Source organism: Clavibacter davisi (assembly GCF_052751415.1).
Genome location: NZ_CP199882.1, coordinates 1,261,091 through 1,282,564, shown reverse-complemented (window position 1 = coordinate 1,282,564; position 21,474 = coordinate 1,261,091). Strand labels below are relative to the sequence as shown.

General features: G+C 72.5%; 22 protein-coding genes and 2 pseudogenes. 16 read left to right on the top strand and 8 right to left on the bottom strand.

Translation table 11 applies throughout. The annotated features are described in order from the left end of the window. Positions 1–106: 106 nt before the first annotated feature. A complete protein-coding gene (locus ACU4ZT_RS06150) occupies positions 107–331 on the top strand; it encodes a DUF3107 domain-containing protein (protein WP_063072924.1) in 225 nt (74 codons plus the stop codon). Positions 332–344: 13 nt separating this feature from the next. Beyond that, the gene (locus ACU4ZT_RS06145; RefSeq protein ID WP_063072923.1) at positions 345–632 is read left to right on the top strand and encodes a hypothetical protein; all 288 of its coding nucleotides are present in this window, start codon (positions 345–347) and stop codon (positions 630–632) included. Between the two features lie 84 nt (positions 633–716). Here ACU4ZT_RS06145 and ACU4ZT_RS06140 read toward each other — a convergent pair whose 3' ends face one another. Next, a complete protein-coding gene (locus ACU4ZT_RS06140) occupies positions 717–1,436 on the bottom strand; it encodes a ferritin-like fold-containing protein (RefSeq protein ID WP_254654609.1) in 720 nt (239 codons plus the stop codon). 149 nt (positions 1,437–1,585) lie between these two features. On the opposite strand from ACU4ZT_RS06140, the gene ACU4ZT_RS06135 reads away from it, so the two are divergent. Continuing rightward, positions 1,586–3,103, top strand: coding sequence for a DEAD/DEAH box helicase (locus tag ACU4ZT_RS06135; RefSeq protein ID WP_063072921.1), 1,518 nt, complete (start codon positions 1,586–1,588; stop codon positions 3,101–3,103). Between the two features lie 98 nt (positions 3,104–3,201). Here ACU4ZT_RS06135 and ACU4ZT_RS06130 read toward each other — a convergent pair whose 3' ends face one another. Continuing rightward, positions 3,202–4,077 (bottom strand): PHP domain-containing protein, encoded by an 876-nt coding sequence (locus tag ACU4ZT_RS06130; protein ID WP_270979323.1) that lies wholly within the window; start codon positions 4,075–4,077, stop codon positions 3,202–3,204. A 93-nt stretch (positions 4,078–4,170) separates the two neighbouring features. Here ACU4ZT_RS06130 and ACU4ZT_RS06125 point away from each other — a divergent pair, with 93 nt between their 5' ends. From ACU4ZT_RS06125 to ACU4ZT_RS06100, 6 genes and pseudogenes are all read left to right on the top strand, one after another. After that, a complete protein-coding gene (locus ACU4ZT_RS06125; protein ID WP_414763211.1) occupies positions 4,171–5,196 on the top strand; it encodes an endonuclease/exonuclease/phosphatase family protein in 1,026 nt (341 codons plus the stop codon). A 77-nt stretch (positions 5,197–5,273) separates the two neighbouring features. After that, entirely contained in the window at positions 5,274–6,920 is a 1,647-nt protein-coding gene (locus ACU4ZT_RS06120) for an aminopeptidase P family protein (RefSeq protein ID WP_445338362.1), read from the top strand. Between the two features lie 127 nt (positions 6,921–7,047). Then, a pseudogene (locus ACU4ZT_RS06115) lies at positions 7,048–7,158 on the top strand (IS481 family transposase); the annotation flags it as partial. A 60-nt stretch (positions 7,159–7,218) separates the two neighbouring features. Beyond that, the gene (locus ACU4ZT_RS06110; RefSeq protein ID WP_445338628.1) at positions 7,219–7,491 is read left to right on the top strand and encodes a ribbon-helix-helix protein, CopG family; all 273 of its coding nucleotides are present in this window, start codon (positions 7,219–7,221) and stop codon (positions 7,489–7,491) included. 622 nt (positions 7,492–8,113) lie between these two features. Continuing rightward, complete coding sequence (locus ACU4ZT_RS06105) at positions 8,114–8,920, top strand: trypsin-like serine peptidase (protein WP_445338360.1); 807 nt, start codon at positions 8,114–8,116, stop codon at positions 8,918–8,920. 690 nt (positions 8,921–9,610) lie between these two features. Further along, positions 9,611–10,573, top strand: a pseudogene (locus ACU4ZT_RS06100) (IS481 family transposase). On the opposite strand, the gene ACU4ZT_RS06095 reads toward ACU4ZT_RS06100, so the two are convergent. Next, the gene (locus ACU4ZT_RS06095) at positions 10,570–11,247 is read right to left on the bottom strand and encodes a YflT domain-containing protein (protein WP_063072917.1); all 678 of its coding nucleotides are present in this window, start codon (positions 11,245–11,247) and stop codon (positions 10,570–10,572) included. The pseudogene ACU4ZT_RS06100 and the gene ACU4ZT_RS06095 overlap by 4 nt on opposite strands. A gap of 58 nt (positions 11,248–11,305) precedes the next feature. Between ACU4ZT_RS06095 and ACU4ZT_RS06090 the strand changes: the two genes are divergently transcribed. From ACU4ZT_RS06090 to ACU4ZT_RS06070, 5 genes are all read left to right on the top strand, one after another. Further along, complete coding sequence (locus ACU4ZT_RS06090; protein ID WP_063072916.1) at positions 11,306–12,652, top strand: magnesium transporter MgtE N-terminal domain-containing protein; 1,347 nt, start codon at positions 11,306–11,308, stop codon at positions 12,650–12,652. Next, the gene (locus tag ACU4ZT_RS06085) at positions 12,636–13,205 is read left to right on the top strand and encodes a DUF1003 domain-containing protein (protein WP_063072915.1); all 570 of its coding nucleotides are present in this window, start codon (positions 12,636–12,638) and stop codon (positions 13,203–13,205) included. Before ACU4ZT_RS06090 ends, ACU4ZT_RS06085 begins: the two co-directional genes overlap by 17 nt. Continuing rightward, a complete protein-coding gene (locus ACU4ZT_RS06080) occupies positions 13,195–14,370 on the top strand; it encodes an Mrp/NBP35 family ATP-binding protein (RefSeq protein WP_445338358.1) in 1,176 nt (391 codons plus the stop codon). Before ACU4ZT_RS06085 ends, ACU4ZT_RS06080 begins: the two co-directional genes overlap by 11 nt. A gap of 65 nt (positions 14,371–14,435) precedes the next feature. Then, on the top strand, positions 14,436–15,338 hold the full coding sequence (locus ACU4ZT_RS06075; RefSeq protein WP_270979314.1) for a DUF2268 domain-containing putative Zn-dependent protease: 903 nt from the start codon (positions 14,436–14,438) through the stop codon (positions 15,336–15,338). A gap of 35 nt (positions 15,339–15,373) precedes the next feature. Then, complete coding sequence (locus tag ACU4ZT_RS06070) at positions 15,374–16,141, top strand: MerR family transcriptional regulator (protein ID WP_445338356.1); 768 nt, start codon at positions 15,374–15,376, stop codon at positions 16,139–16,141. A gap of 69 nt (positions 16,142–16,210) precedes the next feature. Here ACU4ZT_RS06070 and ACU4ZT_RS06065 read toward each other — a convergent pair whose 3' ends face one another. Next, positions 16,211–16,333: a hypothetical protein gene (locus tag ACU4ZT_RS06065; protein WP_255414062.1), complete on the bottom strand. Its 123-nt coding sequence runs from the start codon at positions 16,331–16,333 to the stop codon at positions 16,211–16,213. Between the two features lie 114 nt (positions 16,334–16,447). Between ACU4ZT_RS06065 and ACU4ZT_RS06060 the strand changes: the two genes are divergently transcribed. Further along, the gene (locus tag ACU4ZT_RS06060; protein WP_063072912.1) at positions 16,448–17,365 is read left to right on the top strand and encodes a LysR family transcriptional regulator; all 918 of its coding nucleotides are present in this window, start codon (positions 16,448–16,450) and stop codon (positions 17,363–17,365) included. A gap of 138 nt (positions 17,366–17,503) precedes the next feature. On the opposite strand, the gene ACU4ZT_RS06055 is transcribed toward ACU4ZT_RS06060, so the two are convergent. Continuing rightward, positions 17,504–17,878, bottom strand: a complete 375-nt coding sequence (locus ACU4ZT_RS06055) for a twin-arginine translocase TatA/TatE family subunit (protein WP_012037868.1) — start codon at positions 17,876–17,878, stop codon at positions 17,504–17,506. A gap of 172 nt (positions 17,879–18,050) precedes the next feature. Here ACU4ZT_RS06055 and ACU4ZT_RS06050 point away from each other — a divergent pair, with 172 nt between their 5' ends. After that, entirely contained in the window at positions 18,051–18,683 is a 633-nt protein-coding gene (locus ACU4ZT_RS06050; protein ID WP_063072911.1) for an O-methyltransferase, read from the top strand. Between the two features lie 117 nt (positions 18,684–18,800). Here ACU4ZT_RS06050 and ACU4ZT_RS06045 read toward each other — a convergent pair whose 3' ends face one another. The 3 genes from ACU4ZT_RS06045 to dapE form a co-directional block, all read right to left on the bottom strand. Next, the gene (locus ACU4ZT_RS06045; protein ID WP_012037866.1) at positions 18,801–18,974 is read right to left on the bottom strand and encodes a DUF3117 domain-containing protein; all 174 of its coding nucleotides are present in this window, start codon (positions 18,972–18,974) and stop codon (positions 18,801–18,803) included. A 135-nt stretch (positions 18,975–19,109) separates the two neighbouring features. Beyond that, on the bottom strand, positions 19,110–20,342 hold the full coding sequence (locus ACU4ZT_RS06040) for a hypothetical protein (RefSeq protein ID WP_063072960.1): 1,233 nt from the start codon (positions 20,340–20,342) through the stop codon (positions 19,110–19,112). Continuing rightward, complete coding sequence (gene dapE / locus ACU4ZT_RS06035; RefSeq protein WP_063072910.1) at positions 20,324–21,421, bottom strand: succinyl-diaminopimelate desuccinylase; 1,098 nt, start codon at positions 21,419–21,421, stop codon at positions 20,324–20,326. The genes ACU4ZT_RS06040 and dapE overlap by 19 nt, the downstream gene beginning before the upstream one ends. Positions 21,422–21,474 lie beyond the last annotated feature (53 nt).

The following is a 21,474-nucleotide window of genomic DNA, read 5'->3' as shown; positions in this document are numbered from 1 at the left end:
GACCGGCGCACCCCGTCCGCCCTCAGTGAACGCCGCGGGGCCGCTCGGGCGGGTGCCCTAACCTGAGGGAGCACCGTCGCATCCGACGCATCGAAAGGCACCTCCCGTGGAAATCCGTATCGGCCTCGTCAACACCGCCCGCGAGCTCTCCTTCAGCACCAAGCAGACGCCCGAGGAGGTCCAGGAGACCGTCGCCGCGGCCGTCCGCGACTCCGCGCCCTTCCTCTCCTTCACCGACGACAAGGGCGCGACGCACCTCGCGGTCACCGCCCACCTCGCCTACGTCGAGCTCGGCAGCGCGGACGCCCCGCGCATCGGCTTCGTCCGCTAGCCCGCCCTCGACCGTGGAGCTCCTCTTCGTCGCGCTGTTCGGCGCCCTCATCGGCCTCGTCGCGCGCTACGCGCTCCCCCACCGCGGCACGCACGGCGCGCTGCTGGTGCCCGCCGTGGGCACGATCGCCGCGATGGTCGCGTGGGTCGCGCTCACCTGGGCGGGCCTGCGCTGGGACCAGGGCGTGATCTGGATCGCGACGCTCGGCGTCTCGGCCCTGGTCGCCGCGGGCGTCGACCTCTTCCTGGGGCGGCGCCGGTCCGCCGCGGACGCGCGCGCCCTGGCCGCCATCGGCGGCTGACCCGCGCCTCGCACGCCGCGACGCCCGGTCCCCGAGGGGCCGGGCGTCGTCGCATCGGGGGCGGTCGTCGAGGACCGCGGCGCGTCAGGCGGTGAGCCCGAGCGCGTCCATGCGCCGCGTGTGCGCCGTGATGATGCCCGCGAACACGGGCTCGAGGTGCACGCGCGCGTCGGCCGGATCCGCGAGGGACGCCCGCATCGCCGTGCCCGCCACGAGCAGCGTGTCCCCCACGAGCCGGCGGCCCCACATCGCGAGCCGCGATGCGAGCCGCGGGTCCCGCCGGATCCCCGCACGCACCGCGTCGACGAGGCCCTGCTGCCCGATGCCCGAGGAGAGCAGCACGACGACGCGCTGCCGCTGGTCGGACGGGAGGGCGGAGGCGAGGCGCACGAAGAAGTCGTCGAGCAGCCCGGTGGTGATGTAGGCGGAGATGAGGCTCTCGAACCAGTCGGCGCCCGCGACGACGGCCGTGAACCGGTCGAAGGCCGCGCGGTGGGGCTCCATCACGACGCTCGGCTCGCCGCCCAGCCGCTTGATCTCCGCGGCGAGCGCCTGGTGCTTCCCGAGCGCGATGCCGGCGGCCGTGGAGACGGCCTCCTTGCCGGCGAGGTCGGGCGCCTCGGTCACGGCCCGCGACAGCGTCTCGAAGACGGTGAGCTGCAGGTACGCGGCGGCGCCGAGGAAGCGGAGGGTGTCGGGCGAGAAGTCGTCGACGCTCACGGTCGGCGCGGCGGCGCGGCGCTTCGACTCGCCGCGGGACCTGACCCGGGGCGCCTCGATCGTCGTCGACCGGCGTCCGAACATCTTGAGCACGTGGCCAGTGTAAAGGGAGCGGGAGGCGGCGTCCGGGCCCCCGCCCGCTAAACTCGCCCGTGGTCCCTCAACGGAAGGGCCCCATCGCGCCCGCAGAGAAGCAGACCGGGCGTGGACCGCACCGCTAGACAGGGCACAACGTGACTTTCACCGAACTGAACATCGACGAGGACATGGTCCAGGCGCTCGCCGACCACGGGATCCTCGAACCCTTCCCCATCCAGGAGCAGACCATCCCCCTGGCGCTGGCCGGCCAGGACATCATCGGCCAGGCCAAGACGGGCACCGGCAAGACCTTCGGCTTCGGCCTCCCGCTCATCCAGCGGCTCGGGCTCACCCCCGAGCCCGGCGTGCAGGCCCTCGTGGTCGTGCCCACCCGCGAGCTCGCCGTGCAGGTCACCGAGGACCTCCAGCTCGCCACCGCGAACCGCGCCACCACCGTCGTCTCCATCTACGGCGGCAAGGCGTACGAGGGCCAGATCGAGCAGCTCAAGGCCGGCGCGCAGATCGTCGTCGGCACGCCCGGCCGCCTGCTCGACCTCGTGGGCCAGCGCCTGCTGTCGCTCCAGGGCGTGCGCGAGATGGTGCTCGACGAGGCCGACAAGATGCTCGACCTCGGCTTCCTGTCCGACATCGAGAGGCTCTTCGCGCAGACCCCGGCCGTGCGCCACACGATGCTGTTCTCGGCCACCATGCCGGGCCCGATCGTCGCGCTCGCCCGCCGCTTCATGACGAAGCCGATCCACATCCGCGCGACCGACCCGGACGAGGGCCTCACGCAGGCGAACATCCGCCACCTCGTCTACCGCGCGCACAACATGGACAAGGACGAGGTCATCGGCCGCATCCTGCAGGCCGAGGGCCGCGGCAAGACCGTCATCTTCACGCGCACCAAGCGCGCCGCCGCCCGCCTCGTCGAGGAGCTCAACGACCGCGGCTTCAACGCCGCGGCCGTGCACGGCGACCTCAACCAGGAGCAGCGCGAGCGGGCCATGGCCGCGTTCAAGGCGGGCAAGAAGGACATCCTCATCGCCACCGACGTCGCCGCGCGCGGCATCGACGTGCTCGACGTCACCCACGTGATCAACCACACCATCCCCGAGGACGACAAGGCGTACCTGCACCGCGTCGGGCGCACGGGCCGCGCGGGCAAGACCGGCATCGCGGTCACGTTCGTCGACTGGGACGACCTGCACAAGTGGGCGCTCATCAACCGCGCCCTCGAGTTCGGCCAGCCGGAGCCGACCGAGACGTACTCCTCGTCGCCTCACCTGTTCACCGACCTCGACATCCCGGCGGGATCGAAGGGCCGCCTCCGCGCGACGCCCACGGTGAACCCCGACGGCACGCCGCGCGAGCGTCCCGGCAGCCGCGGCTCCGACGGCGGCCGCTCCGGCGGACGCGACGGGGGCCGTGACGGCGGACGGGGCGGCGACCGCTCCGGCGGACGCGAGGGCGACCGCTCGGGCGGGCGCTCGCGCTCGCGCAGCGGCTCCTCCGCGGCGTCGACCCCCGCCGAGGCCACCGCGGTCATCGGCAGCGAGCAGCCCGACACGGCCGGCGGCCACGACGCGCCGCGTCCCGACGGCGAGACGCGCCCGCGCTCGCGGAACCGCCGCCGTCGCTCGGGCGGCGACCGCCCGACCGCGACGGCCTAGCCGCACCGCACCGCACCGCACCGCACCGCACCGCACCGCGAGAGGGGCCGCATCCACCGGATGCGGCCCCTCTCGTCGTACCCGCGGACGGGTGCGGGTCAGGCCGCGGGGACGGGCACGACCGGCGCCCACCCCGTCGCGCGCTCGACGATGCGCGCGAGCACGGCCGGTTCCGTGGAGTTCTCGGCGAGGCGGTTGGGCTTCCCCGCGCCGTGGTAGTCGCTGGACCCCGTGACCTCCAGGCCGAACCGCTCCGCCAGCGCGGTGAGGCGCACGCGCGACGCGGGCGGGTTGTCGCGATGTCGCACCTCGAGGCCGAAGAGGCCGGCGGCGACGAGCGCCGTCATGCGCGAGTCCGACAGCACGCGCTCGGGGCCGCGGGCGCCGGGGTGCGCGAGCACCGCGAGGCCGCCGGCCGCGGTGATCAGCTCGACGCCGAGGATCGGATCGGGCGCGTAGTGCGGCCGGTAGTAGCCGCCCTGCCAGTGCAGGATGCTCTCGAAGGCGGCCGTGCGCGTGGCGACGTGGCCGCGGGCGACGAGCGCGTCGGCGATGTGCGGGCGGCCGATGGTGCTGCCGGGCGTGGTCTGCGCGAGCACGTCCTCCCAGGTGAGGGCGTAGTCCCGGGCGATGCGGCCGACCATGGCCTCGGCGCGCGTCATGCGCTCGCTGCGGACCCGCGCGGTCATCGCGGCCAGGTCGGCGTCCTCGGGGTCGAAGAGGTAGGCGAGCACGTGCACGCTCGCGTACTCGAGCTGCGTGCTCATCTCCATGCCGGGCACGAGCGTGATCCCGTGCGCGACGGCGGCGGCGGACGCCTCGGCCCAGCCCGCGGTCGAGTCGTGATCGGTGAGCGCCACGGCCGAGAGGCCCTGCCGCGCGGCCTGCGCGACGAGCTCGGCGGGCGTCTCGGTGCCGTCGGACACGGAGCTGTGCGTGTGCAGGTCGATGGGACCCGGCTGCTCGTCCGGCATCCTGCGATCCTATCCGCCGCCCCGAGCACCTCCCGGCCGTGCGGTGCCGACGGCGGCGCTCTCCCAGAGAGCCGCCATAGTGTGGAGCGGGTCATGGGTCGGGTCGTCGGAGCAGCAGTCATCCTCGTCACGGCCGCCGGCCTCCTCGTCATCACGTGGCCCCAGCTCCTCGGCCTCGAGCAGAGCTACCTCGTCGCCCACGCCGTCGCCATCCGCGGCGCGCTCGTCGCCGCGTCCGCCGCGGTGCTCGCCCTGACCCTCCTCCTCTGCCTGGCGATCCGGCCGGCCCGACGCCTCCTCGGCAGCCTCGCGCTGCTGCTCGCGGTCTTCATCGGCGCCAACGCCGCCGTCCTCGCGACGCGCGGCGCGGGCGACACGGCGTTCGCGGATCCGCAGGACGCCGACGTCACCGTCCTCTCCTGGAACACGCTCGGCGGCGCGACGGGTCCGCGCGCGGTCGCCGACCTCGCCATCGAGTCCGCGGCCGACGTGATCACGCTGCCCGAGACGCGCGAGGAGACCGGCGCGGAGATCGCCGTCATGATGCGCGCTGCGGGTCGGCCCATGTGGGTCCGCACCGTCGCCTTCGACGACGTGGCCGCGGCGCGCTCCACCACGATCCTCATCAGCGCGGCGTACGGCGACTACCGGCTCGACGAGTCGCGCGGCACCACGAGCGTCCTGCCCACCGTCATCATGGAGCCCGTCGACGGGAACGGGCCCGTCATCATGGCCGTCCACCCCGTCTCCCCCATCCCCGAGCAGATGGACAACTGGCGCGCCGACCTCGCCTGGCTCGGGCAGCGCTGCGACGAGGGCAACGTGATCATCGCGGGCGACTTCAACGCGACCCTCGACCACATGAGCCGCTACGGCGGCACACCCACCGAGCGCGACCAGGTCACCGACCTCGGGCAGTGCGTCGACGCGGCGCGCGCGTCCGGCAACGCGGCCGTCGGCACCTGGCCGACCGGCGTCCCGGCGCTCCTCGGCACGCCCATCGACCACATCATGGCCACGCCCGGATGGGAGGTCACGGGCTTCCGCGTCGTCGAGGACCGCGACGGCGCCGGCAGCGACCACCGGCCGATCGTCGCCCAGCTGACGCCGCTGCGCTGACCCGGGCGTCGCCCGGTGCACGCCCGACGCGCTGCCCCCGCCGCGCCGACGCGCGGAGCAGGTGGGATGATCGACGGATGGCCGAGAACACCGACACCGCGTCCGAGACCACCCCAGACGACATCGTCGCCGATCCGGCCGCGCCGCTCGCCACGACCGAGACCCCGGCGCCCGCCGTCACCGCGCCCGCGGGCGGGCCGGCCACCGGCGCACCGGTCGCGGGATCGGGAGCGGCCCCCGTCCCGCGCGCCACCTCGAACCGCAGCACGACGCCCGCCAGCACCGCGTTCAGCGACTTCGTCTCCACGAACTGGGCCGACCGCGAGGAGGTCGACCCGCCCGCGCGCGAGCAGGCGCCCTTCGCCGCGGACCGCCGCCGCCGGCTCTCCGCGCTCCACGTGGGCACGCGCCTCGTGATCCCGGCCGGCCGCCTGAAGCAGCGCAGCAACGACACCGACTACCCCTTCCGCGCCCACTCCGCCTTCGCCCACCTCACCGGCTGGGGGGCCGACAGCGAGCCCGGCGCCGTGCTGGTGCTCGAGCCCGTGGCTGCCGGATCTGCGGCCGACGGCTCCGCGCACGAGGCGACCCTGTACTTCCGCGAGCGCGCCGGGCGCGACAGCGACGAGTTCTACGCCAACGCGGAGATCGGCGAGTTCTGGATCGGCCCGCGCCCGTCGCTCCGCCAGGTGGCCGCCGACCTCGGCCTCTCCACCGCGCCCCTGGCCGACGTCGACGACGCGATCGCCGCGGCGGGCGCCGTCCGCGTGATCCGCGAGGCCGACGCCGTGATCGCCGCCCGCGTCGACGCGGCGCGCATCGGGACCGACGCCGACGGAGACCCCGACGCCGACCTCGACGGTGACGCGCTCCTCGCCCGCGACGCCTCCGAGCTCCGCCTCGTCAAGGACGCCTACGAGATCCGCCAGCTGCGCGGCGCCGTCGACGCGACCGGGCGCGGCTTCTCCGACGTCATCGCCGACATGCCGGCCGTCCTCGCCCACCCGCGCGGCGAGCGCGTCGTCGAGGGCGTCTTCAACGCGCGCGCACGGGCCGACGGCAACGCGGTCGGCTACGACACCATCGCGGCGTCCGGCCCGCACGCCTGCATCCTGCACTGGACCCGCAACGACGGCCGCGTCGTCCCCGGCGACCTGATCCTCGTCGACGCCGGCGTGGAGCTCGAGAGCTACTACACGGCCGACATCACGCGCACGCTCCCCGTCTCCGGCACCTTCACCGACGTGCAGCGCGAGGTCTACGAGGCCGTGCGCGAGGCGGCCGACGCGGCGCTCGCCATCGTGCGCCCCGGCATCCGCTTCCGCGAGGTGCACGCGGCGGCGATGCAGGTCATCGCGCGGAAGGTCGCTGACTGGGGCATGCTGCCCGTCACCGCGGAGGAGGCCCTCGAGGCGGACAACCAGCACCACCGCCGGTACATGGTGCACGGCACGAGCCATCACCTCGGCCTCGACGTGCACGACTGCGCGCAGGCCCGTCGCGACATGTACATCGACGGTCTCGTGGAGGCGGGGATGGTCTTCACCATCGAGCCGGGCCTCTACTTCCAGCCGGATGACCTCACGGTGCCCGAGCGGTTCCGCGGCATCGGCGTGCGCATCGAGGACGACATCCTCGTGACGCGCGACGGCGCCGAGAACCTGTCCGCCGGGATCCCGCGCACGGCCGACGAGGTCGAGGCGTGGATGGCGGGCCGCGCCTAGCGACCGCTCCGCGGCACCCGACGGCTAGCTGTACTTCCTCGGGAGGTCGTGAACGCGGGGGCGGATAGCGAAGACCTCCGGGACGAGATGTGGGTTACCACACTCACCGTCGTCACCGGAGGTCTTCGTGACTCACGCTAACGCCCCCTTCACTCCCGCGGGCAGGCTTCGTCTTGCTCGGTTGATCATCGAGGACGGGTGGCCGATCCGGCGCGCTGCGGAGCGCGGGGAGCTGGCCCCCGTTCCTGGGACCGAGCGCACGCACGTCGACGACCCGGATGCCGGCGCAGGGGACCTCATGGCCGCGACCGGCGCCGACACGCTCGACGACGACGCGGAGATCGCACTTGGGCGGCCGCGCGTCGACGCACCGCCGACATCCGGGCCCCTCTGGCGCGTACGCGCGACTGCAGCGCTCGACGCCGAGGTGGAAGCGCTCGCGGAGCGCCGTGGACACCGGAACAAGTCACGCATCATCCGCGAGGCTGCCGCCGCTTACGCGCGGGCATCGCGATCGGGCGCGCGCTCAGGACATGACGCAGATAATGGCCAGCACCCGGTGCGAACGTAACGATCACGCCACCCTGCACCTCGCGCTCAACCGGGAGTGCGCAGGAGCAGACGCGGATCGAGACATGAGGCACGCCAGGGGCTCGGTCGCCATCACCCAAAGCGCCTGATTCTTACCTCTATTCGTAGTACGGACTCGGGCCCTCCTGCAGCCGATAGACCACCGAACGCGCCAGCAGGACAACGTTCAAATCAACGCCAACCGACCACGCTTGAGCCCCAGTATCGGGGGCCTATACGGGCATGATCGAACCTGCCAGACTTGCGTAATTGCCGCAGCAAAATCGGCGAATAAGGCTCTACGGTTAGCGCCTTATGTCGACGACAGACTGCGGTTAGACCCGAGCTGTGCCGAACCCCAGGGGAGTCCATTGTCTATAATCAAACAACTAGAACGAGTCGCAATATCTGCGGTGATACCCGTCGCCCTCATTGCAACCACTGCTATCGCAAGCCCTGCCGGGGCAGAATCAAGACAGGATGCGCTTCCCACGTCGGGCCACAGCACCGGCGCCAAGGCTCCCGTATTTGTCGACGAAGCCCACCCCTCAACAGCTCGGCCCGAGTTGCGCTCACATTCAAGTGACGATCAACTGATTCTGGACTACTGGACCGATGAGCGAATGGCCGAGGCGACCCCCGTAGAAATGCCGAAGGTCGACGACGCCACCATGGCAGACGCGCAGCGCTACTTCAAGCAGTATGCTGACGAAGAGGTCCATGCAGAAGATGTCAAGCCTGCCCCGGCGAAAGCTGTCGGCGATGCAGCACGAGACGTCACTCCCGTGTCGAACTTCTCGCCAACAAACGGTAAGATCTACTTTCGTGACGCTAGTACCGGCGAGAACAAAATATGCTCAGGCTCTGCGCTGAACAGCCCATCCAGGCGGCTTGTTGCTACCGCCGGCCATTGCGTCCATAAGGGGCCCGGTGGTAGCTGGCACCAGAACTGGGCATTTGTTCCCGAATATCACAACGGAGCCCGCCCCCACGGCACCTTCACATCTAACTACTTCCGCACAATGGACGACTGGATTGGATTCGGGGCAACGGGACGCGGCTTTGCCTCCGACTTCGCAATGGTCACCACTAATACCAACGCGAGTGGATCAACCGTTGTCAACGCCGTTGGAGGACACGGAATGACGTGGACAGGCAATGTTTTCGACGCAACGCTCTTCGGATATCCGGCGAACGTCAGTAGCGGAGAGGTCATGCAAGCCTGCTGGGGCGGCAGCGAGAACCGGTACCTCGACTTCTACCGCTTCCACGGCATGTCGGGCTGCAACTGGGGAGGCGGAGCATCGGGCGGACCCTGGTTGCGCGACTACAGCAATTCCTCTGGGCTGGGCGTGATCATGTCCGTGTCGTCCTGGGGCCCCGCCGATGGCTATGCCAACATCAACGGGCCCCACTCCGGGGCGCTGTAGCCGACATGTACGGCGCGGCCGACAAGGACTGGTAGAACGGAGCCTATGAGCCAGACGACGTTGCGCACATTATCCGTTTGCATGACGACAGTCGGTGCTGCACTCCTACTCGGGTCGTGCTCGATGAACTCTTCGGGTTCTTCCGGTGGAAATACTGGCTCGAGTGCTGGTGCAGCGCCGAATGCAATCCCATCCGGCCCGGCAGACGTTCAGTCTCGATCTGACCTCAAGGACGAGTCGGTTCTGGACTGGAAGCGCTCAGAACTTGTCGACGACACGCACGTAAGAGTCTTCTATACGGGCGACAATCCTGATTGCTATGGGATCCGAACAGTGGTCGAAGAATACGATGATTCAATTACTGTCACTCTTCGACAAGGGACTTTACCCGATGCGCCACAGGCGTGCGCGACTGTCGCCTACGAAGGCTCCGCCCTTGTGAAGCTCAACGAGCCCCTTGCCGGTCGCACCGTCGAGGCCGGAGCTGAAATCAAGTAAGTTGGCATCAACATCACTGGATGCGAGTGACCTCGGGGGAGTTCTTTAGTAGCTGCTAAATCAAGCGACGAGCGACGCGGTCGCGTTGACCGCTAGCTGTACTTCCTCGGGAGGTTGTGAACGCAGGGGCAGATGACGAAGACCTCCGGGACGATGTGGGTTACCACACACGCATCTTCCACGGAGGTCTTCGTGACTCACGCTAACGCCCCGTCCACGCCCGCGGGCAGGCTTCGTCTTGCCCGGTTGATCGTCGAGGACGGATGGTCGGTCCGGCGCGCGGCGGAGCGGTTCCAGTGCTCACCAGCGACCGCATCGAAGTGGGCGCGTCGCTAGGCGGCCGGGTTGCCGATGACGGATCGTTCCTCTCGCCCGCGTCGACAACCGACGCGCACGGGTCGCCATCTGGAGCGGCGCATCGTCGCGCTGAGATGCACCCGACGATGGAGCCCGCACCGCATCGGCTACCACCTCCGCGTCCCGCGCTCCACGGTCGAGCGGGTCCTGAATCGGTACCGGATGCCACGGCTCGCTCACCTTGATCAGGCCACCGGACTCCCGGTCCGGCGAGCACGGCCGGTCCGCTACGAAGCTGCTGCACCCGGGGAACTCGTCCATGTCGACATGAAGAAGCTCGGTCGGATTCCAGACGGCGGCGGGCACCGCATGCTCGGCCGGGTCGTGGGGAACAGGCACAACAAGAAGCACGGCAGGGGCTACGCGCTCCTCCACCACGCCATCGACAACTACTCGAGGCTGGTCTACTCCGAGCAGCACACCGACGAACGCAAGGAGACTGCGGCCGGGTTCTGGCAGAGCGCGAATGCGTTCTTCGAGACCGCGGGCTTCACCGTCACCGCAGTCATGACCGACAACGGCGCCTGCTACCGATCCCGCGCCTTCGCCGCAGCGCTCGGCACCATCACGCACCGCCGCACCCGCCCCTACCGCCCACGGACCAACGGCGAGGTCGAACGCTTCAACCGGACCCTCGCGACCGAATGGGCCTACGACCGGCTCTACTCCAGCGATGAGGCACGCTCAGCGACCTACCCCGACTGGATCCACCACTACAACCGGCACCGACCCCATACCGCACTCGGCGGGCTGACGCCCGCCGAACGCGTTCACAACCTCACCGGGAAGTACAGCTAGGCGCCCTGCGCGCCCTGCTCCCCCACGGGCCGGTCCGTCGACGTCGGCGGCGCCGTCGGCTCGGGGGCGTCGGATCCGCCGCCCTGCTCGGGCACGCGCTCCCCGTACGGGCCGGCCGGACGCGACGCGGGCGGCCGGCTCGGCGCCGCGGGAGGGGTCACGACCGGCTCCCCGTACACCGAGGTGGTCGGGGCCCCGAGACCCAGCACGTTCCGCGCCCGGTGCAGCGAGTCGGGCTCGACCACCACGGAGTAGCTCGTCGCGATGACCTGCATGACCGAGGTGAAGTCCCGGCGCCGGCGCGTGATGCTGTAGCTGACGATGCCGAAGATCGCACCGAACCCGAGGCCGATGATGATCGCGCCGATGACCGACGAGACGTTGGGCACGGGTGAGAAGAGGAACGTGACGAGGCCGAGGAAGAGGCCGAGCCAGGCGCCGCTCGCACCGCCCGCCGCCGCGGCCCGGGCGTAGGTGAGCTTGCCGGTGACGCGCTCGACGCTCGTGAGCTCGTTGCCGACGATGCTCACCTGCGTGACCGGGAAGTCGGCCTCCGCGAGCGCGACGACGGCCTTCTGGGCCTCGTCGTAGGTGTCGTAGGTGGCCACGGGCTCGCCCTTCGGGAGCTGGGGCATGCGCGCGCGGGGGGTCCGTCCGATCAGTGGGGAGGTCACCCGTGCAGTCTTCCACGGGCGGCCGGGAGGGGGCAGGGCGAGCGACTAGATTGGCCTCGTGAGCGCCTCCCGAGTCTTCGTCGCCCGGCTCGCCGGGTGCAGCGTGTTCGACCCCGCCGGCGACCGCGTCGGGCGCGTGCGCGACGTGCTCGTCGTCTACCGCAAGGACGATCCGCCGCGCGTCGTGGGCCTCATCGTCGAGGTGCCGGGCAAGCGGCGCGTGTTCCTCTCCATCGGGCGCGTCACGAGCATCGGCTCGGGCCAGATCATCACCACCGGCCTCATCAACCTGCGCCGCTTCGAGCAGCGCGGCGGCGAGGTGCGCGTCATCGCCGAGATCCTCGGCCGCCGCGTGAGCATGCGCGACGGATCCGGCACCGCGGTCATCGAGGACGTCGCGATCGAGGAGTCCCGCCAGGCCGAGTGGGAGGTCGCGCAGCTGTTCTGCCGCCGCCCCCGCACGAGCCCCTCGCCCTTCGCGAAGGGCGCGACGATCTTCGCCGCGTGGGAGGAGGTCGCGGAGCTGCAGGACGAGGGCGTCGCGCAGTCCGCCTCGCAGTTCCTCGCCGCCTACTCCGACCTCCTCCCGGCCGACCTCGCCAACACCCTGCTCGACCTCCCCCAGGCCCGGCGCCTGGAGGTCGCGGAGGAGCTGCCCGACGCGCGCCTCGCGGACGTGCTGGAGGAGATGCCGGAGTCGCAGCAGGTCGAGATCATGGCGACCCTGGACGACGACCGCGCCGCCGACGTCCTCGACCAGATGCAGCCGGACGACGCGGCCGACCTCATCGCGCAGCTCTCCGAGGAGCGCGGCGAGGCCCTCCTCGAGCTGATGCAGCCGGAGGAGGCGGACGACGTGCGCATGCTCCTCAGCTACGCGCCGGACACCGCGGGCGGCCTCATGACCACGGACCCGGTCATCGTCTCGGGCGACGCGACGGTCGCGGAGGGGCTCGCGCTCATCCGCCGCCACGAGCTCGCGCCCACCCTCGGCGCGGCCGTGTGCGTCACGCTGCCGCCCTACGAGCCGCCCACCGGACGCTTCCTCGGCATGGTGCACTTCCAGCGGATGCTGCGCTACCCGCCGCACGAGCGCCTCGGCACGCTGCTCGACCAGGGCCTCGAACCCGTGCGCGCCGACACGAGCGCGGCCGAGGTGTCCCGGATCATGGCCAGCTACAACCTCGTGTCCGTGCCCGTGGTGGACGAGAACCACCGCCTGGTCGGCGTCGTCACGATCGACGACGTGCTCGACCACCTGCTGCCGGACGACTGGCGCAGCGCCGACGCGGAACGCGAGACGCGCAAGCGCGCGACCGCCCGGTTCCACGGCACGGCCACGGCCGCCATCCCCATCGCAGGACCCGTACGAGGACGGAGGATCCCCCGTGGCACGGCAGAGTAACCGCGACATCCGCCTGGACGCCCCCAAGGGCCTCCGCACCACCGTCCTCCCGCTGCGCACGCGCGGCAGCAGCGACCGGTTCGGCCGCTTCACCGAGTCCATCGCGCGCGGCATGGGCACGCCCTGGTTCCTCGTGGGCCTCACCGCGTTCTGCGTGGCGTGGATCGGCTACAACACGTACGGCCCGGAGTCGGCGCGCTTCGACTCGGCGGCCCTCGGCTTCACGGCCCTCACGCTGATCCTGTCGCTGCAGGCCTCCTACGCGGCGCCCCTCATCCTCCTCGCGCAGAACCGGCAGGACGACCGCGACCGGGTGCAGATCGAACAGGACCGCCAGCGCGCCGAGCGCAACGTGGCCGACGTCGAGTACCTCGCGCGCGAGGTCGTGTCGCTGCGCCTGCAGATGAAGGACGTGGCGTCGAAGGACTTCATCCGCGCCGAGCTCCGCCAGCTCCTCGAGGAGCTCGACCGCCGGGACGAGCCCGAGTCGGACGACGCCGAGGGCACCGACGGGGCGACCGGCGTCGGCACCCGCAGGACGCATGGCCGCTGACGATCCCCGCGCCCCCTCCGTGACCGCCGACGACGTCCGGCGCGCGCTCAGCCGGGTGGTCGATCCCGAGATCCGCCGCCCCATCACCGAGCTCGACATGGTCTCCGACGTGCGGGTCGAGGCCGACGGCGTCGCGCACGTCGACATCGCGTTGACGATCGTCGGCTGCCCGGCCGCCACCAGCATCGAGCGCGACGTCCGCGAGGCCGTCACCGCGGTGCCGGGCGTCGCGCGGCTCGAGCTCGCGGTCGGCGTCATGAGCCCCGAGCGTCGACGCGCGCTCACCGAGCGCCTGCGGGGTCCGGCCGCCCAGCGCGGCATCCCGTTCGGCCCCGACAGCCTCACGCGCGTCTACGCCGTCACGAGCGGCAAGGGCGGCGTCGGCAAGTCCACCCTCACCGCCAACCTCGCGGTCGCGCTCGCGGCGAAGGGCCTCGCGGTGGGCCTCGTCGACGCGGACGTGCACGGGTTCTCCATCCCGGGGCTCCTCGGCCTCGTCGACGCCGACGGCCGCACCGCCCAGCCCACGCGCGTCGGCGACATGATCCTGCCGCCCGTCGCGCACGGTGTGAAGGTCATCTCCATCGGCATGTTCCTCGACCCCGACGCCACCGGCGGCACCGCGGTGTCCTGGCGCGGGCCGATGCTGCACCGCACCATCCAGCAGTTCCTCACCGACGTCTTCTTCGGCGACCTCGACGTGCTGCTGCTCGACCTGCCGCCCGGCACGGGCGACGTGGCCATCACGGTCGGGCAGCTGCTCCCCCACGCCGAGGTGCTCGTCGTCACGACGCCGCAGCCCGCCGCCGCGGACGTCGCCGAGCGCAGCGGGCTCGTCGCGCGGCAGACGGGGCAGCGCGTGGTCGGCGTCGTCGAGAACATGGCCGGGTTCGTCCAGCCCGACGGATCCGTGCTGGAGCTGTTCGGGGCCGGCGGCGGCGAGGAGGTCGCCCGACGGCTCTCCGCCGGGCAGGATGCGCCCGTGCCGCTGCTCGCGAGCGTACCGCTCAGCCTCGCCCTCCGGACGGGCGGCGACGCGGGAGCACCGGTCGTCCTCGCGACGCCCGAAGATCCGGCGGCCCGGCGGATCCAGGAGGTCGCCGACCACCTCGCGTCCCGCGGCCGCGGCCTCGCCGGCCGCCGGCTCGGCCTGTCCGTCTCCTGACGAGCGGCGTCGCGCCCGACCCGCCGCTGGACCCTGCCCCTGCGTCACCCCGCATGCTCGGACGCATGGACATCACCGTGATCGACAGCGCCGCGGCCATGCGGCGGATCCTCGACGCCCCGCCCACCGCCCGCACCGATCTCGTCCGCACGATGTGGGAGCCGATGGCGGGCATGTACCGGTTCGCGCCGGGCGACCTCGACCTCGCCGAGGTGCACCGGCGGGGCTTCGGCTTCGACGAGCAGGACCCGAGCGGACGCGCGCGGGAGGGCCTCGACGCGCTCGTCGCCGCCGACGGGTGGTCGCGCATCGGCCGCGCCCTGTCGGACGGCGCCCGCGCGCTCCGGCAGGCCGACCCCGCGCTGGCGATCCCGGACCTCACGGTCCTCCTCGTCCTCGGCGACCCCGACGATCCGCACTTCGTCGACGAGGTGCAGGGGCTGTCGGCGTTCGGCGGCATCAGCGGCTACATCTCCGTCGCCCTCTGGCCGACTCCGCGCGTGCTCGACCGGCTCGAGGCCATCGCCGTGCACGAGCTCCACCACAACGTGCGCTACTCCCCCGGCGGCGTGGTCTGGGACCCCGCCACCGTGACCGTCGGCGAGCACGTCGTCGCCGAGGGGCTCGCCGACGCGTTCGCCGCGGAGCTCCACGGCGAGGCAGGCTGGACCCACTTCGTGGCCGACGCGACGCGCGACGACGACGCGGTGCTCGCGAAGGTCGTCGCGGCGCTCGACCGCACCGGGATGCACGACTTCCCGGCCTGGGTGCTCGGGGACGCGACGGCCGAGCGCCTGGGGATCGCGTCGGTCGGCCTGCCCACGGGCGCCGGCTACGCCGTGGGGCGTCGGATCGTCGAGGGGTACCTGGCCGAGACGGGGACGACCGCGGCGCGCAGCGTGCGCACGCCGGCGGCGGAGATCCTGCGCCTGGCCCTGCCGCGCCTCGACCCGGCACCGAGCGCGTGAGACTGGACCCGGCATCGACGACGGAGGAGCGCGACATGGAGTGGACCGTCACCGAGCTCGCCGACCGCGCGGGCATCAGCGGCCGGACCCTGCGGCACTACCACCGCATCGGCCTGCTCCTGCCGGACCGCATCGGGGCGAACGGGTACCGCCACTACGGACCCGTCGCGGTGGCCCGGCTGCAGCGGATCCTGCTGCTCCGGGAGACGGGCATGTCGCTCCCCGACATCCGCGCGGTGCTCGACGCCCCGGAGACCCCGGCGGCCGAGGTCCGCGCGCTCGAAGCGCACCTCGTCCGGCTGGCCGCGGAGCGTGCCCTCCTCGAGCAGCGCATCGCCGCGGTGGAGCACACCCTCGACATGCGGCGGCAGGGCCTCGGGCCCCGGATGGACGTGATGCTGCAGGGCTTCAACGACGCCTACGAGGACGAGGTCGTCGCGCGCTGGGGGCGTGACGCCTTCGACGCCGCGCACGGGTGGTGGCACGCCATGGGCGTCCGCCGGCAGCGCGCGTGGAAGGCCCGGGCGGAGGGGCTGCTGATGCGCTGGCGGGAGATCCAGGAGGAGGGGCACGCCCCCGGATCCGCCGCCGCCCGGGAGCACGCGGACGCGCACCTGGCGTGGTTCGCGGAGATCCCCGGCACGCCCGCCCACGCGGGGGATGTGCCGACGACCGCGGCGATGGTGCGCGGCGTCGCGGACGGCTACGAGGCCGATCCCGAGTTCCACCGCGCCTTCGGCAGCGAGGCGGCCGCGCGCTTCGCCGCCACCGCGCTCCGTGAGCGCGTGGCGCACCCCGCCTGATGGGCGCCGCACGACGAGGAGGACGGCAGCCCGCGGGCTGCCGTTCTCCTCGTCGTGCGTGGGCGTCGACTACACGTGGCTGCGGTGCGTGCGCGTCGGCACGGCGCGGTAGCCGTCGCGCGCGGTGACGACGACGGTGCCCGCGATCGCGGACACGGAGAGGGCGGCGACGGCGATGAGGAAGACGGTCATGGGGAGCTCCTGCGGGAAGACGGACGGCGGCGCACTCCGCCGCACCTCCATGGGACCACCCGTGACCGTTCAGGACAAGCTCATAGTCCTTGCCTCGCTGTGTAGCCTGCCTACATGGACATCCGCCGTCTCGAGCTGCTCCGCGAACTGGCCGACCGGGGCAGCGTGGGCGCCGTCGCCCGTGCAGCGGGACGCACGCCGTCGGCCGTGTCGCAGCAGCTGAAGGTGCTCGAGCGGGAGGCTGGCGTGCCGCTCACCGAGCGCTCCGGTCGGGGCGTCGTGCTCACCGATGCGGGCCGCGCGCTCGCCCGCACGGCCACCGACATCGCCGTCGCGGTGGCGCGCGCGGAGGCGCTCTGGGAGGACTTCCGGCACCAGCCGTCCGGCGAGGTCACGCTCGCCACGTTCCCGACCGCCGCGCAGATGCTCCTGCCGGGGCTGCTCGACCGCGTCGCCGGGATCCCCGACCTCACCCTGCGCGCCAGCGACCGGGATCCGACCTCCGCCGCGTTCGCCGACCTCACCGCCGACTTCGACGTCGTCATCGCGCACTCCCTCGCGGGGGCGGGCACCTGGCGCGGGCTCGGCCTCGTGATCGTGCCGCTCCTGGTGGAGCCGCTCGACGTGGCCATGCCGACGGATCACCGCCTCGCCGCACGCGCATCCGTGGGCCCGGCGGACCTGACCGGCGAGCCGTGGATCGGCGTGCCCCAGGGGCTGCCCTTCGACCGGATCCTCCTCGACATCGAGCAGGCCGTCGGCGCGCCGGCGCGTGTGGTGCAGCGGTTCAGCGACACCCGGATCACGGAGTCGCTCGTGGCGGCCGGGCACGGCATCGCGCTGCTCCCCCGCTACACGGCAGGCCAGCACGACGGGGTGGTCGTGAAGCGACTCACCGGCGTCGCGTCGAAGCGGCACCTGCACGTGCTGCTGCGACCGGATCGGGCGGAGCGACCGTCGGTGCGCGCGGTGGTGGACGCCCTCCGGGAGGAGGCCCGGGCGGTGGACGCGCGCGTCAGCGCCAGCGGATGAGCGAGCGGTGGACGCGCGCGTCAGCGGCGGAGGGTGAGCGGGCAGTCGACGCGCGCGTCGACGGCAACGGATGAGCGGCCGGTAGATGCGCGCGTCAGCGGCAGCGGGTGAGCCGGCGGCCGGGCGGGATGGTGCGGGTCAGGTGGCCTCGGCGTCGAAGGGCGCGGGCTGCGCGGACGCGGCGGCCGCCTCGCGCTCGAGGCGCTGACGGCGGGCGATCGTGGTCTCGACGGGGACGCGCGGCTTCGTGACGACCGGCTCGTCCTCGAAGAGCGCCTCCTTGATGATGCGGCGCGGGTCGTACTGGCGCGGGTCGAGCTTCTTCCAGTCGACCTCGTCGAACTCCGGACCGAGCTCGTCGCGCATCCGCTCGCGGGCGCCGGTGGCCATGCGCCGCGCCGCCTTCACGAGGTCGGCGAGCTTCTGGGTGTAGACCGGCAGCCGCTCGGGGCCGAGCAGGAACACGGCGATGATGCCGATGAGCATCAGCTTCTCGAACGTCAGGCCGAACATGATCACAGGCTAGTCGGTCGGCACCTGATCTCCCTCCGTGCGCGGGCGCACGTCCGCGGGCGGGTCGCTGGAGGCGTCGCGCGGCTGCGCGGACAGGCGCGAGGACCCGCTCGCCGGTCGGGAGGGCGACCGCCGGGCCGATACCCTGGGGACCCGGAAGAGGAGGTGCCGCGTGTCCGACAAGGAGACCGGATGGAAGTTCGCCGAGGACGTCGTCGTCGAGGACGAGCACATCGCCCTCGCGCGCCAGCACTCCCGCGAGCTCGGCATCGAAGCCGTCTCCCCCGCCGTCGGAGCGCAGATCTCGCTCCTCGCCGCCGCCACCCGGGCCACGAGCGTCATCGAGATCGGCACGGGCGCCGGCGTCTCCGGCCTCTGCGTGTTCCGCGGGGCCCCGCGCGCGATCCTCACGAGCATCGACGTCGAGTTCGACCACCAGCAGGCGGCGCGCGAGATCCTCGCCGACGCGGAGGTGCCCGCCAACCGCGTGCGCCTCATCACGGGCCGTGCGCTCGACGTGCTGCCGCGCATGAGCGACGCCAGCTACGACCTCGTGCTGGTGGACGCCGATGCGGCCCAGGTCATCGAGTACGTGGAGCACGGCCTGCGCCTCGCGCGCACGGGCGGCCTCGTGCTCGTGCCGCACGCGCTGTGGCGCGGGCGCGTGCAGAACCCGGCGGCACGGGATGCGCAGACGGCGGCGTTCCGCACGCTGGTGCAGGAGACGGCCGGGTCCGGAGCGGTGGTCGCCGCGCTGTCACCGGCCGGAGACGGCCTGCTGCAGATAGCCAAGACCGGGCGCTGACCGCCGCGGCGTCCGCGCCGCGTCCCGCGGTCGGGGCCGCTGGGGAGCCCGGGTGCAGACGACACCGCCCGCCCCGTCGACGACGGGGCGGGCGGTGTCGTCTGATGCGCGTTCCGACTAGCTCGCGCTGGTGACCGCGGCGAGGGCGTCGTGAAGCTCCTTCGCTTCGGCGTCGTTGACGGAGACGACCAGACGGCCGCCGCCCTCCAAGGGCACGCGCACGATGATGAGCCTGCCCTCCTTCACGGCCTCCATCGGTCCGTCGCCGGTCCTGGGCTTCATGGCTGCCATTCGGCTCCCCTTTCGTGGATGTGGCTCCATTATCCCGTATGCACAGGCACATGGATGAACGCGTGACGGCGTGCTAGGCCGCGCGGGCCCCCGCACGGCGGTGGAGGGAGCGCGGCGCGGGGCGCGGAGGAGGCGTCACGGCGGCGTCCAGTCCCCCGCGGTGGCCCGCCAGAGCAGGTCGATCCAGAGCCACTGCCCCGCGACCATCGCGAGCACCACCGCGACGCGGTACGCGCGCGAGCGCGGGACGGCCAGCGCGCCGGCGAGCGGGATCATGGGGAGCAGCAGCCGGAACACGCTCGACTGCGGGAAGAACACGGCGAAGAGGTAGAGGCCGTAGCACGCGATCCAGATGCGGAGCTCGGGGCCGAGGGCGCGGACGGAGGGCCGGGTGAGCATCAGCACGAACGCCGCGACGACGCCGAGGACCGCCACGACGCCGGCCACGCCCCCGATCCAGAAGTCGCCCGCGTCGAACCAGGCCTCGAACGGCACGAGGTGGCGGTAGCCGACGTAGGCGGCCCGCCAGGAGAGCTCCGTGTCGGTGTACGCGGTGATCGAGCCGGTGCGGATCCACGCGACCACGGGCCAGGCGACCCCGGCGGCGCCCGTCGCGATCGTGGCGAGGACGAGCCGCGCGCGCTCGGCCGGCGGGAACGGGTCGCGGCGCGCGGTGGCGAGGCGGTGGACGCCGTGCAGCAGGAGCGCGAGCGCGAAGGCCAGCCCGAGCGGCCGCGTGAGCGCCATGACGACCGCGACCGGTGCGAGCAGCGCGTAGCGGCGGTCGACGAGGAGCAGGAGCGCGGTGAGCAGCAGCAGCGTCTGCAGGCTCTCGGCGTACGCGATCTGGAACATCGGCGACACCGGCGCGACGCAGACGATGACGACGGCCGTCATGGTCGACGACGGGGAGAGGAAGCGGGACAGCAGCCGGTGCAGCACGAGCACGGCGCCCGCGCCGGCCACGAGCGAGACGGCGACGCCCGCGACGTCGAAGGGGGCGCCGGTGGCGTCCTGGATGGCGCGCACGATGCCCGGGTACACCGGCATGAACGCCCACGGGTTCGACTGGACGTGCCCCGCGGCGTCGACGGGCAGCACGGTCGGGTAGCCGAAGGTCGCGATGTCGCGGTACCACCCCGCGTCCCAGAAGGTGGCGAACTGGAGGTACGACGGGGAGGCGCTCGCCCACGGCGTGCGGATCTGGCTGCGCGCGGAGACGAGCATCAGCACGGTGGTGAGGACGCGGCTCGCGAGGTAGACGCCGAGGACCGCCGCCCACCACGGGACGCGCGAGGCCGAGGCGTCCGAGACCCGCTCCCGGGGCGCCGGCCGCCGGGACGGCCGGGTCAGCGCGCCGTCAGCCACGCCCGCAGCCCGCGCTCGCAGGAGACGATCTGGGCGACGTCGACGCGCTCGTCGTCGTGGTGCGCGAGGAGCGGATCCCCGGGGCCGTAGTTGACGGCCGGGACGCCGAGCGCGCTGAAGCGGGCGACGTCGGTCCAGCCGTACTTGGGGCGCGCCTCACCGCCGACCGCGGCGAGGAACGGCTGCGCGACGGGGGCGTCGAGGCCGGGGCGCGCCCCCTCGGCGAGGTCGACCACGGTGACCTCGAAGCCCGGGAAGAGGCTCGTGACGTGCGCGACGGCCTCGGCGCCGGACCGGCTCGGCGCGAACCGGTAGTTGACGTGCACCATGGCCTCGTCCGGGATCACGTTGCCCGCGATGCCGCCCGAGACGCCGACCGCGTTGAGGCCCTCGCGGTAGACGAGCCCGTCGACCTCCACATCGCGCGGCTCGTACGCGGCCAGCGTCGCGAGCACGGGGGCGATGCGGTGGATGGCGTTGTCGCCCACCCACGCGCGGGCGGAGTGCGAGCGCCTGCCGAACGCGCGGACCTCGACGCGCAGGTTGCCGTTGCAGCCGCCCTCGATCTCGGCGCGGGTGGGCTCGCCCAGGATCGCGAAGTCGCCCTCGAGGAGCTCCGGACGGGTGCGGGCGAGGCGGCCGAGGCCGTTGAGGCTGTCGGACACCTCCTCGTGGTCGTACCAGATCCACGTCACGTCGTGGGCGGGATCCGCGAGCTCGGCCGCGAGCACCAGCTGCACGGCCACGCCCGCCTTCATGTCGACCGTGCCGCGGCCCCAGAGGTACTCGACGCCGTCCTCGTGCTCGGTGCGCGTGGGCAGGTTGCGGTTGAGGGGCACGGTGTCGATGTGGCCGGCGATGACGACGCGGCGGTCGCGGCCGAGGTGCGTGCGGGCGATGACGGCGTCGCCGTCGCGGAGCACCTCGAGGTGCGCGCAGCCCGCGAGCGCGCGCTCGATGGCGTCGGCGAGCGCCGCCTCGTCGCCGGACACCGACGCGATGTCGCAGATGCGGCGGGTGACCTCCACGCTCCCCGCGGACAGGTCGATGTCGGGCGCTGCGGGGGTCTCGGTCGGCATGCGGTCATCCTAGGTCGGGGGCCGACGCGGGTCCTGGGGAGGACCCGGGGACG

Excerpts from the sequence above, each read along its gene's own strand:
- ACU4ZT_RS06140 (WP_254654609.1), bottom strand. The coding sequence starts at position 1,436 with ATGTTCGGACGCCGGTCGACGACGATCGAGGCGCCCCGGGTCAGGTCC.
- ACU4ZT_RS06130 (WP_270979323.1), bottom strand. The coding sequence starts at position 4,077 with ATGCCGGACGAGCAGCCGGGTCCCATCGACCTGCACACGCACAGCTCC.
- ACU4ZT_RS06125 (WP_414763211.1), top strand. The coding sequence starts at position 4,171 with ATGGGTCGGGTCGTCGGAGCAGCAGTCATCCTCGTCACGGCCGCCGGC.
- ACU4ZT_RS06120 (WP_445338362.1), top strand. The coding sequence starts at position 5,274 with ATGGCCGAGAACACCGACACCGCGTCCGAGACCACCCCAGACGACATC.
- ACU4ZT_RS06110 (WP_445338628.1), top strand. The coding sequence starts at position 7,219 with ATGGCCGCGACCGGCGCCGACACGCTCGACGACGACGCGGAGATCGCA.
- ACU4ZT_RS06105 (WP_445338360.1), top strand. The coding sequence starts at position 8,114 with ATGGCCGAGGCGACCCCCGTAGAAATGCCGAAGGTCGACGACGCCACC.
- ACU4ZT_RS06080 (WP_445338358.1), top strand. The coding sequence starts at position 13,195 with ATGGCCGCTGACGATCCCCGCGCCCCCTCCGTGACCGCCGACGACGTC.
- ACU4ZT_RS06075 (WP_270979314.1), top strand. The coding sequence starts at position 14,436 with ATGGACATCACCGTGATCGACAGCGCCGCGGCCATGCGGCGGATCCTC.
- ACU4ZT_RS06070 (WP_445338356.1), top strand. The coding sequence starts at position 15,374 with ATGGAGTGGACCGTCACCGAGCTCGCCGACCGCGCGGGCATCAGCGGC.
- ACU4ZT_RS06065 (WP_255414062.1), bottom strand. The coding sequence starts at position 16,333 with ATGACCGTCTTCCTCATCGCCGTCGCCGCCCTCTCCGTGTCCGCGATC.
- ACU4ZT_RS06060 (WP_063072912.1), top strand. The coding sequence starts at position 16,448 with ATGGACATCCGCCGTCTCGAGCTGCTCCGCGAACTGGCCGACCGGGGC.
- ACU4ZT_RS06055 (WP_012037868.1), bottom strand. The coding sequence starts at position 17,878 with ATGTTCGGCCTGACGTTCGAGAAGCTGATGCTCATCGGCATCATCGCC.
- ACU4ZT_RS06045 (WP_012037866.1), bottom strand. The coding sequence starts at position 18,974 with ATGGCAGCCATGAAGCCCAGGACCGGCGACGGACCGATGGAGGCCGTG.
- dapE (WP_063072910.1), bottom strand. The coding sequence starts at position 21,421 with ATGCCGACCGAGACCCCCGCAGCGCCCGACATCGACCTGTCCGCGGGG.